Origin of the sequence: Methanobrevibacter sp., from assembly GCF_045539575.1 — an archaeon.
Classification (GTDB): domain Archaea; phylum Methanobacteriota; class Methanobacteria; order Methanobacteriales; family Methanobacteriaceae; genus Methanocatella.
In genome coordinates this window covers 1-12,768 of record NZ_JAZQFM010000022.1, presented here as the reverse complement: position 1 = coordinate 12,768, position 12,768 = coordinate 1, and the positions used below count along the sequence as shown (strand labels likewise).

Below are 12,768 nucleotides of genomic sequence, written 5' to 3'. Positions count from 1 at the left end.
AATTTTTCTTAATTTTTAATTAAAATTCAAAGATTGTAATCTGTTTAGTACATATTTTTTTATATTGCCCTGCTGATTTGATTATGTGATAGAAATTTTATTATTAATTTGAATTTTGTTAAAAGAATTCAATATTCAATTGAAATATTGAATTAATCTTTAGGTTCTAATTTAATTAAAATTTTTTCAAGGTCTTTGATGGATGCATCAGTTTTTATTCCTAGGGGATTGAAATGGGTTTTAATTGCAGTAAAACCTTCTTTTTTCATTTCATCAAAGATTAAATCTAGTTTTGATGCGCTAATTTTCAAAGATTTGCATACTCTGTGGACATCGTAAAATGTTATTGGTGCATCAGATTCATTTAGGCAACTGTTCAATAATTTCAATGCTTGATTTTTAGTATTGATTTTTTTATTTTCTGCTTCATCAATCATTTTTTGTATAAATTCTCCATCTTGAATGTTTCCTAACCATAAAGGTCCTGCATGAACTAACTTTTCACCACAAACAGGACAAACCTCTTCAATCGGGCTTGCTAATCCTTTGCTGATTTGTCTGTGTAAACAATTTTTACAATGACTAATATATCCCAGATTTTTTAAACTTTCATCAGTTTTTTTAGATCCTTTTTTAACAATGATGTATAACCTCATGTAGTGTTCGGTACTGTGGGACATTTTTACTTCAATATATTTTGCATATTTTGAAAGTGTTAATGCAACAAATCCTGCCAGTATCCTTATGCCTGTTTCATGGCAATATTCGCTTTTGTAGGGTTTAGCATTATATTTGCGAATGCATGGTTCCTGGTATGTTCCGCAGAGAGCTGAGGTATCTGTGGCGGTTACGCAAAGTAATGAATTTCTGCCTGCACAATAACCTGCAGAATCTAAAAATGGTGAAGGTGTTCCAAATGGATCAATATCTATAACGTCGAATTGCCCTCTTTTCATTCTTAAAAACATGCTGGCGTCATGTTGGTGAACTTCAATGTCTTCCAAATCATTCAGTTCAATGTTGTGTCTTTCATAGTGGTTTGCAGTTTCGCTGATGTCATTGATATATACGTTTCCGACTCCATCAACTTCATTTTTGTAACGGATTCCTCTAATTCCGCTTCCGCCAAATAAATCACAAATGTCAATGTCTCTTTGCACTTCATTTTGATATACCTGCAGAGCAAGTATTGACAAATCCCTGTTTAATTCCATGTGGGGATTGTAGAATACCGGCGCATCAGATGAAACTTTATCAAATTCGGGAAATTCTATTTTTGTCAAACCTTCTTCAATACTTTTTATTTTATATTCATCCATTGGTTTCACTCTTAATTGTTTTAATTGATTAAGTAATGTTTTAAATATTATTAGATTTAAATATTAGTATAGTAAATTTAAATCTAATTGGTGATGAATGTGTCAAATATTAAAGTTCCTATCGCAAAACCAATAATCGGAGACGAAGAAATAGAAAATGTTGTTGAAGTTCTTAAATCAGGCATGATTGCTCAAGGCCCTAAAGTTGCAGAATTTGAAGAAAAATTCGCTGAATGGGTTGGAGCAGATTACGGTATAGCTGTTAATTCAGGTACAGCTGCTTTACATGTCGCATTACTTTCATGCGGTATTGGTGAAGGCGATGAGGTAATTACCACTCCATTTACTTTTATTGCAAGTGGAAATTCAATATTGTACACTGGAGCTAAGCCAGTATTCGCAGACATTGATTTAAAAACATATACAATTGATCCTGATTCAATTGAAAATCTAATTTCTGAAAACACTAAAGCGATTTTGCCTGTTCAGTTATATGGTCAAGCAGCAAACATGGAAAAAATCAATGAAATCGCTGAAAGATATGGTTTGACTGTTATTGAAGATGCTGCTCAAGCACACGGTGCAACCTGCAATGGCAAAAAAGTTGGAAGTTTAGGTGACATGTCCTGCTTTAGTTTTTATCCTACAAAAAACATGACCACTTCTGAAGGTGGAATAATCACAACAAATGATGAGGAACTGGCGGAAAATGCTAGAGTATTCAGAGCACATGGGGCAAGTATTAGATATCACCACGATGAAATAGGATATAACTTCAGAATGACTGATATTTCAGCAGCTATTGGTTTGGCGCAATTAGATAAAATTGATGAATTTAATGATAATAGAATAGCTAATGCAGCATATTTAAATGATGGATTGAAAGATGTTGAAGGTGTAGTAACTCCTTACTGTGCACCTGAATCAAAACATGTATATCACCAATATACAATTAGAGTTGAAAAAGGAGATAGGGATGATTGGGTTGATATCATTAATGAATGTGGCGTAGGAACCGGTATCCATTATCCAATTCCATTATACAACCAACCGATTTACAAAGCATTAGGTATTTCTGGAGATTGTCCGAATGCAGAGCTTGCAGCAGACAATGTAATTTCACTTCCAGTTCACCCATCACTTACAAAAGAAGATTTAGATTTAGTTATCGAAGCTGTAAAAACAGCTTCAAACGAGTTAGATTAATTCTAACTTTCTTTTTTTTATTTTAACATTTCATTGACTGTGTCAACTTTAGCGTCTAAAGTCCTGTTTTCCAGATCTCTTCTGTCATCCACTTTTATCACTGTGTATACTCTTCCGATTCCAAGTTCAAAAATAGCTTCCTGAGCGTTAGCTATTGCAGAGTACAGCTCCTCTAAGTTTTCAGCTTCAATTTGTGTGCCCATTCCAGTTAATTGATAATTAAGTCCGGAATCTTTAATTGATTGTACTGCAGCAGTTACATAGTCTTTACATTCGGTAGTTTCAGTTCCGACAGGTAATATTGCAAAATCACATGTAATCATTTTTTTCACCTGGTAAAATTATTTATTTATCTTTGTATAAATTAATTTAGTAATGGTCAAATTAAACAAAGATGAATTCAATGAAAAGATTTTTACAAGAATTAACAATTTAATTTCTGATTATGAATTAATCAAGGAAGGTGAACTGATAGCTGTTGCACTTTCCGGTGGAAAAGACAGTGTACTGACACTTCATGCGCTAAAAAATTATCAAAAGTTTTTGGATTTTGATCTGGTTGCAATCAGTGTTGATGAAGGCATTGAAGGTTACAGGCAACATGGTATTGACTCAGCCGTTAACAATGCTCAGGAATTAGGGGTCAAACTGGTTCAAAAGTCATTTAAGGATGAAGAGGGATTTTCCCTAGATGATATCTATCATGATTTTAAAAGTGCATGCATTCCATGTGGTGTTTTTAGAAGAAATATTTTAAATAAAACCGCTTATGAATTGGGGGCTGTTAAAATAGCTACAGGTCACAACTTGGATGATGAAATTCAATCTTTTTTGATGAGTTTTGCTCGTGGAGATACCATTAAATTTTCTAAATTCGGCCCTGAGCTGGATGTAATTCATCCGAAGTTAGTTCCAAGAATCAAACCTTTATGGAACACCCCTGAAAAAGAGGTGGGCATGTGGGCTGTATTAAATGATATTGATATTCATTTGGATGAATGTCCTTATTCTCATTTGTCATTAAGGGCAAAAATTAAAGAATTCCTAAATGTCAGTGAAGATAACTATCCGGGTGTCAAAAATAATGTGATGGAATCATTTCAAAAGATATTGACTTTTGAAAATGAAATTTCCACAAGCCTTAATGAATGCGAAGTCTGTGGTGAGCCGACTTCCTCAAATGTTTGCAAGGCTTGTGAGTTAAAAGAGTTAATTTCTCATAATTGCGAAAGCCATGTAAATAATGAATAACGCAACTAGAATAATTCCTTCTTTTTTATCATATTTTTCTTGGGTTTTACCAAATATGAAACATAATATTGTAACAAGTATCATGAATACTACATCAATCAGCATGCTTGAGTCAAGAGGTATTGCACTTATTGCACTACTTGCACCTAATACGAAAAGTATGTTGAAGATATTTGATCCGATAACGTTACCTATTACTATTTGATTTTCACCTTTCTTTAAAGCAGTAATTGAAGTAACAAGTTCTGGTAAAGAAGTACCTATTGCTACGATAGTTAAACCTACCAGTGTTTCACTCATTCCGAGTGCAATTGCTATATCTGATGCGCTGTTTACTACTAAATCTCCACCGATAATAATTCCTGCAAGTCCTACGACTATGAAAATTATACTTTTTGGGAGGGTTAATTTTGGTTTTTCAACGACATCGCTGCCTTCAGACTTCTTAGCACTTCTAATGAGATATAAAACATATGCAATCAGTATTACTAATAAGATTATTCCTTCAATGCTTGAGATGTCTCCTCCAATAAAAATAAATACTGCAAATAATGCTGTAATTGCTACTAAGAATGGCAAATCTTTATTTAAAACACTTTTTTCCATTAACAAGTCGCCGAGTAATGCAGCTATACCGATAACCATTAACATGTTGAATAAGTTACTTCCGATTACATTACTGACTGCCATTGCATTGCTTCCAGTTAATGAGGAGGTAATTGATACTGCTGCTTCAGGAGCACTGGTCCCAAATGCGACAATTGTCAAACCTACAATTATGGTCGGAATTTTCAAAATGGATGCAATACTACTTGCTCCATCAACAAAAAAGTCTGACCCTTTAATTAAAAATACAAATCCTACTATCAATAAAACTATTTGAAGTATAATTGATGCGTCCATATTATTCCTCTTCAAGTTCTTCTTGCGGTCCTAAGTCAGTTACAAGGACTTTATCTATTTGATGTCCGTCAATGTCAATTATTTCAAAGATAAACCTTCCACATTCATATTTATCTTCTTCATCAGGGATTGTACCGCTGATACTTAAGATAAATCCTGCAAGAGTGGTATATCCGTCTTCTTCTTCATCAGGTAGTGAGTCTTTAAAGTCAAATAACTCTTTAAACTTGTCAATCGGATATCTTCCATCGATTAACCAGGTTCCATCTTTTCTTTCAATTGCTTGAGGTTCATCCTCTTCATCGATACCTGGAATGTCTCCCACAATACCTTCAAGTAAATCGTTTAAAGTTATTAATCCTTCAACACTACCGAATTCATCCACAACAAGTGACATGTGAACATATTCTTGATTTTCTTTAAATTCTTTCAATAATTCCAATGTTTCTAAATGTTCTGATACTACTAATGGTTCTTTTACTATTTTATGAACATCAAATTTTTCTTCAGTAAACATTGCAGAAAGAATGTCTTTAGCTTGAACTACTCCAATGAAATCGTCCAATTCTCCTGCAGCTATTGGGAAGATTGACCTTTTACTTTCAATAATTTTTACCTTGTTGATGTCACGGTCATCTTCGAGGTTAATCCAAATGATTTCATTACGAGGGGTCATAATACTTTCAACTTTCTGGTCATCAAGTTTGAAAACCCTTTTGATAATATCTTCTTCCTCCTGTTCGATAGTTCCATCTTCCCTACCCTCTTTAATCATCAATTCGATTTCTTCTTCAGTAACAAGATCATCATTTTTATTTTCAATTCTCATCAACCATAACAAGAAACTACTTGATTTGGCAAGGATGACACTTATTGGTTTTGAAACTACTGTGAGGAAGGCCATTGACTTAGCAACTTTTAATGAAATTCTTTCAGGGTCATTTAATGCAATTACTTTTGGAACAATTTCTCCGATAACTAATGTTAAATATGTGCTCACTATAACCACTACAACAACACTTATAACGTCACTATATGGTATAAATGAAATCAGTTTTGCGAGAGGTTCAGATAATGTTGCACCACCGAATGCACCAGTTAAAACTGCAGTAAGTGATATTCCTATTTGAACGGTGGATAAAAATTCGTTAGCATCTTCTCCGAGTTCAGCAACAATCATTGCATTTTTGTTCCCTTCATCGATATATTTTTGTAATTTAGATTTTCTAACGGACACAACAGCAAGTTCGGCCATTGACAGATATCCGTTTATAATTATCAAAATTAATATTATTATTATATTTAATGCCGTCCCAATCATTTTTAACAAACCATTAAAACTTATAGCTCACTGGCTCTTTGAAAGTCAGTGTTACCATATATCTCATCCTGCATTTGCTGCACTGCATAAGAAGCGTCTTCTCTTGTGGCAACCTTTTTAAATATCCTTCTTTGTTTGACTTTTAAAGTTTTTCCACAAACACATTTACGTGTTGCTACTCCTTCCTTTGCATATAATACACGACCGCAGTCGCAACGAAATATAAGATACATGATACTTTTTCCATAAAATGAATAGTAATTATTTATTTTATTTATATATTATTTATAAATTATCATTATCCGCCAAATATTTTCATGAATAATGGTATGAATACTCTTGATGGTAAAATTACTAAAGTTGCAAGTGTGACTCCTAAATTGGTTCCAACCACTACCAAAAGAATTCTGAAGATATTATTCTCCCATAAATCTCTAAAACTTTTGATATTTGCTAAATTTTTAATATCTCTTTGTCTAACTTTTCTGAATTTAGCTTCAGTCAGTCCTGAAAACCATCCTGCTGCCAGCAATGGATGTATTATTGTTAATGGAGCTACAACCCCTCCAACGAGTGCTGATTGAATTTTTGATCCTGAAAGAATTGAACCAATAAAACCCATAATCATGCTTATTACGATAAATTCATAGATATTCCATGTTATGTTTATCCCATTAAAAAATGCCAGAAAAAATATCACAACAAATAAGATAGGGATTAATGCTAAAAATATTTTGAGCCATGGTATTCCTTTTTTATCATTTATTTTTTCAAGTTCTTCCAGAGGAGGTAATGTTTCGGGGTTATCCAAGTATCTTTCAATTCCAGGTTGGTGTCCCGCACCCACGACTGCAATGACATGGTCCTGTGGCAATTGAAGTAATCTACCTGCAAGATAAGCATCTCTTTCATGCACAAGAACTTCGTAGACGCTTGGAGCCTCATCCTTGAACATTTCCATTAAATCATCAAGATTGTCAGGATTTTTAAGCTCTTCAATATCCACGTCTTCTTCTTCACCAAATCCTAAAGCGGAAGTTATAAGACCATACATGAATTTTGCCTTTTCGACAAAACCCATTGTATTTAAAGCCCTTTGCAATGTTGTACCTATGTCCCTGTCGATTAAGGCAACAGGTATGTTCAAATCTTCGCATGCTTCAATCGCTCCAACCATTTCAGAACCTGGCTTGACATCAACGTCAGCTCCAACTTTAGATTGGAAATAACTAAGAAGTGTTGTTGTAAAAAATAGTCCTACTTTGTTTTCTTTAATGATGTTTGAAACAGAAATAGTATCGTCATGTTCAATTCCAGCCATTTCCTCTTTAAGGCGTACATATCTACCTCTGTCAAGTTCAATAGCAACCACTTCTGGTTGTTGTTCGTATATGGCATCTTTAACTTCTTCAACACTATTTGCAGATACGTGTGCAGTACCTATAATAGTTAAACATTCTCTTTTCAAAACTAACACTTCTTTATTTTTTTTATTCATCTAATGTTTATTAATTCTAAATATATAAATTTAATCTTTAATTAATTTAAGTTCTTTATTTGCATATACTGCCACATTTTCACTAATATTTTTCTGACAACAGCATGTCACATCATTTTTATATCCAATTTTTGAGAGATGTTTTCCTGATCTTGAGTTATAAAATCCTGATTTTAATGAGTTGTAATCTCTGCTGGCTATTATTGCGGCTTTAGCAAGTTCATTTAACTCATAGTCTTCTAAGTTTTGACAGATTTGATATAAAATTTCACCTGATGCTAAAAAATCTTCCAGTGCAAATTCCCCTTTGACTCCTGCCATGACAACATCAATGTGTGTTTCAGCAATTCTTGCGGAAGTCTCCCCCACGGCTTTTGCATTAACGAGTGATCCTACAAGAACTTGTGAGTTCATGTTTTCCAGAATCCTTGTCCCGTTTGTTGTTGTCAGTATTAATGTCTTTTCGGATGTTTCATATTCTTCAACGGATTTTGGAGAATTTCCGACATCAAAGCCTTCAATTTTTTCACCGTTTCTTTCACCTGCAAGGACTCCGCCGTTTTCTTCTTTAATATTTATTGCTTCTTCAGGTGTTAAACATGGTAGTATTCTTTCAAAATTATTCAATGCAAGTGTTATGGTTGTACTTGCTCTTAGTGCATCAACCATGATTGAAACATCATCGCTTGTAGTTTTCTCTAAACTTAATGTTATTTTCATGAAGTAATTTATATTAATTACATTATATATTATTATTATGAAAATTATCACAACACCAATGTGTGAAGAAATTGTAAAATTAGCTGGCATTACTGATTATGTTGTAAATAAATTTCCCGATGAAGAGGATGGGGACTTGGCAATTCTTCTATCTGAAAGCAAGGTTGAAATGGATGCGATGCCTATAAAGATCAATACTCCCAAACAGGTTTTTGAAAGCATAAAAAAAGTTTCAAAAATCACTGGAAATGAACTGTCAGATATGGATGTTCAGGTATTTTTTGAGGAATACCCTTTGGCTAAAAAATATTTGAATTCTGATTTTAAGCGAAATGTTGACGTTAAAGTGTATTCAGAGTTTTTAAAGGATATTGTTTCTGATTTGGGTTTTAATATTGTATCTGATAATTTTGATTATGTAATTTACCCTGATTATTTAAAAGATGCTGTAAAAGAAACTGAAAATCTGGTTGAAATACCTTCTCACAATAGTATTTCTAAAAACCCATTTGAAAAAATTGAAGAAAGATATGCAATTTTAGAAACTTTAATATAATATATTAATTAGAATTATATTTATCATAAATTGCATTTTTTGAGAGTTGTTAATATGTATGAAACATTAACATTTAACGGTGGAGTTCACAAAAGTGAAGAGATTAAGGAATTGATTGAAGATTTAGGAGGATTTATTCTTCAAGAGAGTATTCAACAAATGGAATTGGTTTTAAATATAGCAGTTCCTATGGAAGATGTTGATAAGATTGAACAAAAGTCCTCTGAATTGTTAGGTAAATTATCTGTCGCTCCTATGGCAGGTTCTGAGATAGCTATTGTTTCACCAACTTTGGCAAGACATCATTTGCCTCATGCTGCATGTGACATTTCTGAATATTTGCGTGAGTATGGTGCAAAGGATAACATGATTGGTCTTGCAAGGGGAGATGGAAAAGGTACTTCAGGCATCACTGAAGAGGAAAAAACCTTAATTGAAGAACATGATATTGCTGTTTTTGCGTTAGGTAGTTTTGAAAACTGCATTAAGGAAAAAGCATTCTTATATGATGATATTGATATTCCTGTCATTGTAACAGGCGCTCCAGATATTGATGTTAATGAACTTCCGGGTGCAGATGCATATGTTGGTGGCCTTGGCAGAATTCCTAGGAGGCTCAGAAGGGGTCCGGACATACGTGCACTTGATAATTTAGTAGAAACCATAGAAAAAATATTAAATGATAAAAAACGTGAAATGGCTCTTGATGCTCCATTAGTTCCATCCATTGTTGTTAAAAATGCAATTGAAAATCAAGTTAGCGAAATTAAAGATGTGCTTTCTCCAGCACCTGTGACTTCACAATTAGATGGTGTTCGCGTAAAACTAAATTATGATAAATATGCTGATAAAATAGCTAATGTCGATATTGACGGTAAAAAATTATCTGAGATTGCTGAAATTAAAAAATCATTCATGTATGATTATATTTTAGTAAAAATTAATAGTGAGAGTTCCATTATTGAGGACTCAAACTAATTTTTCTTTTTTTTATCGAATTATTCTCATTCCAAAGAAATTAATGGCATCAACCAAGTCATTAAACTGTTCCAATTCTCTTTCTATGACATTTTCATCGGTCATGTCGATACTCAATTCGCCGTCGACTGTTAATGTGTCTGGACCACGACCGACAAGCCTATCAACACCATCAGCACTTAAAATTCTTTCAGCATCAAGTTGATGTACAAATGATCTTCCAGGAATTATGACTGCTTGTTTGATTTCACTCAAATCAAGTTTTTCCAAATCTTCCTTGGTTATTAAACAAGCGATTTCTTTATCTACTGCGACAATATTTACATTATCTCCTGTCTCTAATTTTGAAAATATTTTTGAAATGTATGGTGCCGCAATTTTTGAAGTTATTATTGTCGCTTCTCCAGTGATTGGTTTAATAAACTGTAAAAATACCTCATTTTCATCACTTGCTATGGCGAATGGCCCTCCGGTTTCAGGGTCACACAATGGAGTTCCGCTTACTCTAAAGCTGTATTCTTTGTTAATCTGCTTGACAAGTTCTGCAAATTCTTCAACTGGTTGTGATTCAAAATCTTTAAGGATTGGTTCGTTGCCCAATATTAAACCTTCATTAAAGGTATTTGCAAATCTCATTAAAAGCATTCCTTTCGCACCCCATTCCTCAAGGGAGTTGCATGTTTGGCGCAATATTTCCCCATCATTAACTCCTGGGATGATTACTGCCGCTCCGGTTAGTTTAATATTTTCACAGAAAATTTGGCAAGCTTTCAGCGCTTCAGTCGGATTTGGATCTTTAACCCATTCTTTTCTAAGTTTTGGGTCTGAAGAAAAAATTGTAAATGAAACTTCCTCAACTCCATTATTGATTAGCTTTGTAGCGGTTTCACTATCTGTTATTCCTTTTCCGCAGGTATAACCTAAAACTGAAGGTATGGAAAACTGATTTAAATTGGCGGTTAAATTTTCAAGGTGAGGGTAACAGCTCACGTCCCCTCCTCCGCTGATGTATGCGGATATGTCTCCTCTTCCCATGCTCATCATTAATGCATTTTGAACTTCATTCATGACTTGAAATGGGGATTTAAAAGCTCCTTGAGATTCTGCAACTCCTTTGCTGCATCTTTCGCAACCAATTTTGTTGGGTAAACAGTGAGCACAGCCAAATACTTTAATGTCTTTTACCTTCCTAAAGTAGCAATACTTGCAAAAACCGTTACAGTCTTTTCCAGGTATTCCTCCAACATCCGCTACAACTTGCATAATATATTATTTCCTAATTCATTTTATATATAGATAATTCATATTTTTGTATGTGAAAATTTTGTATTACTTTTAGTAATATTTATTACTCAGGCTCCTAAAAGTAATAATTTATTTTTCTTGTTATTTTAAGAAAATACCCGTTATTTTATTAAATTTTTATGTAATTCCTACTGTTTAATTAAATTTATCAAATTTAATTTTTTACAGCCTTTATTTTTTAAAAATAATGATTTGTATTAAAAATAAAAAGTATTACTTTTGACCTTATTTTTCTTAAAAATAAAATGTTTTATTATACTTTATAAACTTTTCTAAAATATTTCATAGGTAATCTTTATATTATATCTTGAATAAAATAAAATTTGTATACCATATGGCTGGCTATTGCAAAAACTTGCTTTGTAGCTAAATACTCAATTTGGTAAAAAGTTACCATTGAGAGTGGTATATTAGTTAAACTCTATTTATTTAGGAGGGAAAAAATGGCAAAGTTTGATGATAAAATCGATTTATTCGATGATAGAGGCAACGAAATTGCATCTGACGTACCAATCGAAGCTATCAGTCCATTAAGAAACCCTGCAATTCAAAACATCGTTAAAGGTGTAAAAAGAACTGTTGCAGTAAACTTAGAAGGACTTGAAAAATCTGTTAAAACAGCATCTGTTGGTGGAGACAAATCTAGAATTTTAGGAAGAGAATTAGATCTCGATATTGTTGCAAACGCAGAAGCAATCGCAGACAAAATGAAAGAAATTATCCAAATTTCTGAAGACGATGACACTGTTGTAACACCTATTTCTGGAGGAAAAAGGTTATTAGTACAAGTACCAACTAGAAGAATTGATGTTGCTGCTGAATACTCCACAGCTCCATTATCTTCCGCTTCAGCTTTAGTACAATCTGTTATTGACATCTGTGATGTAGATATTTATGATGCTAACTTCGTAAAAGCTGCAGTATTAGGTAGATACCCACAATCTGTAGATTACAAAGGTTCCAACATCGCAACCATGTTAGACATTCCACAAAAACTCGAAGGTGCAGGTTACGGTTTAAGAAACGTAAAAGCAAACGACTTCGCTGCTGCTACTTTGAAAAACACTTTCCAAGCTACCGCATTAGCTGCTATTTTCGAACAAACTGCTATGTTTGAAATGGCTGACGCTTTAGGTGCATTTGAAAGATTACACTTATTAGGTTTAGCTTACCAAGGTTTAAACGCTGATAACTTAGTATACGACATGGTTAAAGAAAACGGTGCAGAAGGTACTGTTGGTAGTATCGTACAAGCAACCATTGCTCGTGCAGAAGCTGACGGTGTAATTGCTCCTCAAAAACAATTAACCGATTTCGCTATTTACGACACTGATGACGCAGCTAAATGGAATGCATATGCTGCTGCTGGTGCTGTCGCAGCTACTATGGTTAACGTAGGTGCTGCTCGTGCTGCTCAAGGTATTCCATCTACTTTATTATACTACAATGACAACCTTGAATTCGCTACTGGTTTACCTGGTCTCGACTATGGTAGAGCAGAAGGTGTAGCTGTAGGATTCTCCTTCTTCAGTCACTCCATCTACGGTGGTGGAGGTCCTGGTCTCTTCAACGGTAACCACGTTGTAACCAGACACAGTAAAGGATTCTGTATCCCTTGTGTAGCTGCTGCTATGTCCTTAGATGCAGGAACACAACTCTTTTCACCAGAAGCAACTTCTGGTTTAATTAAAGAAGTATACAGTCAAATTGA

The 12,768-nt window shown here is 33.8% G+C and carries 13 protein-coding genes; 5 read left to right on the top strand and 8 right to left on the bottom strand.

Annotated elements, in window-relative coordinates; genetic code table 11:
- Nucleotides 1-152: 152 nt before the first annotated feature.
- A complete protein-coding gene (locus tag ACKI30_RS02565) occupies nt 153-1,319 on the bottom strand; it encodes a tRNA (guanine(10)-N(2))-dimethyltransferase (RefSeq protein WP_407409633.1) in 1,167 nt (388 codons plus the stop codon).
- A 99-nt stretch (nt 1,320-1,418) separates the two neighbouring features.
- On the opposite strand from ACKI30_RS02565, the gene ACKI30_RS02560 reads away from it, so the two are divergent.
- Entirely contained in the window at nt 1,419-2,525 is a 1,107-nt protein-coding gene (locus tag ACKI30_RS02560) for a DegT/DnrJ/EryC1/StrS family aminotransferase (protein WP_407409631.1), read from the top strand.
- A gap of 17 nt (nt 2,526-2,542) precedes the next feature.
- On the opposite strand, the gene ACKI30_RS02555 is transcribed toward ACKI30_RS02560, so the two are convergent.
- Nucleotides 2,543-2,848 carry an MTH1187 family thiamine-binding protein gene (locus ACKI30_RS02555; RefSeq protein ID WP_330008423.1) on the bottom strand — a complete coding sequence of 102 codons (306 nt, stop codon included), beginning with the start codon at nt 2,846-2,848 and terminating at the stop codon, nt 2,543-2,545.
- A gap of 52 nt (nt 2,849-2,900) precedes the next feature.
- On the opposite strand from ACKI30_RS02555, the gene ACKI30_RS02550 reads away from it, so the two are divergent.
- Nucleotides 2,901-3,776 carry a TIGR00269 family protein gene (locus tag ACKI30_RS02550; RefSeq protein ID WP_407409629.1) on the top strand — a complete coding sequence of 292 codons (876 nt, stop codon included), beginning with the start codon at nt 2,901-2,903 and terminating at the stop codon, nt 3,774-3,776.
- Here the strand turns inward: ACKI30_RS02550 and ACKI30_RS02545 are convergent.
- From ACKI30_RS02545 to comB, 5 genes are all read right to left on the bottom strand, one after another.
- Nucleotides 3,735-4,679 carry a calcium/sodium antiporter gene (locus ACKI30_RS02545; protein ID WP_407409627.1) on the bottom strand — a complete coding sequence of 315 codons (945 nt, stop codon included), beginning with the start codon at nt 4,677-4,679 and terminating at the stop codon, nt 3,735-3,737. The genes ACKI30_RS02550 and ACKI30_RS02545 overlap by 42 nt on opposite strands.
- A gap of 1 nt (nt 4,680) precedes the next feature.
- Complete coding sequence (locus ACKI30_RS02540; RefSeq protein ID WP_407409625.1) at nt 4,681-6,000, bottom strand: hemolysin family protein; 1,320 nt, start codon at nt 5,998-6,000, stop codon at nt 4,681-4,683.
- Between the two features lie 20 nt (nt 6,001-6,020).
- Nucleotides 6,021-6,233 (bottom strand): DUF1922 domain-containing protein, encoded by a 213-nt coding sequence (locus ACKI30_RS02535; RefSeq protein WP_330008429.1) that lies wholly within the window; start codon nt 6,231-6,233, stop codon nt 6,021-6,023.
- 65 nt (nt 6,234-6,298) lie between these two features.
- Nucleotides 6,299-7,477, bottom strand: coding sequence for a TraB/GumN family protein (locus tag ACKI30_RS02530; protein WP_407409635.1), 1,179 nt, complete (start codon nt 7,475-7,477; stop codon nt 6,299-6,301).
- Nucleotides 7,478-7,528: 51 nt separating this feature from the next.
- Nucleotides 7,529-8,218 carry a 2-phosphosulfolactate phosphatase gene (gene comB, locus ACKI30_RS02525; protein WP_407409622.1) on the bottom strand — a complete coding sequence of 230 codons (690 nt, stop codon included), beginning with the start codon at nt 8,216-8,218 and terminating at the stop codon, nt 7,529-7,531.
- Between the two features lie 37 nt (nt 8,219-8,255).
- On the opposite strand from comB, the gene ACKI30_RS02520 reads away from it, so the two are divergent.
- Both ACKI30_RS02520 and ACKI30_RS02515 read left to right on the top strand, forming a co-directional pair.
- Nucleotides 8,256-8,774: a hypothetical protein gene (locus tag ACKI30_RS02520; protein WP_407409620.1), complete on the top strand. Its 519-nt coding sequence runs from the start codon at nt 8,256-8,258 to the stop codon at nt 8,772-8,774.
- 54 nt (nt 8,775-8,828) lie between these two features.
- Nucleotides 8,829-9,752 (top strand): methanogenesis marker 7 protein, encoded by a 924-nt coding sequence (locus ACKI30_RS02515; RefSeq protein WP_407409618.1) that lies wholly within the window; start codon nt 8,829-8,831, stop codon nt 9,750-9,752.
- 12 nt (nt 9,753-9,764) lie between these two features.
- On the opposite strand, the gene mmp10 is transcribed toward ACKI30_RS02515, so the two are convergent.
- On the bottom strand, nt 9,765-11,015 hold the full coding sequence (mmp10, locus tag ACKI30_RS02510) for a methyl coenzyme M reductase-arginine methyltransferase Mmp10 (protein ID WP_407409616.1): 1,251 nt from the start codon (nt 11,013-11,015) through the stop codon (nt 9,765-9,767).
- A 485-nt stretch (nt 11,016-11,500) separates the two neighbouring features.
- On the opposite strand from mmp10, the gene mcrB reads away from it, so the two are divergent.
- Nucleotides 11,501-12,768: coenzyme-B sulfoethylthiotransferase subunit beta (mcrB, locus tag ACKI30_RS02505; RefSeq protein ID WP_407409614.1), on the top strand; the 1,268-nt coding region annotated here is incomplete at its 3' end.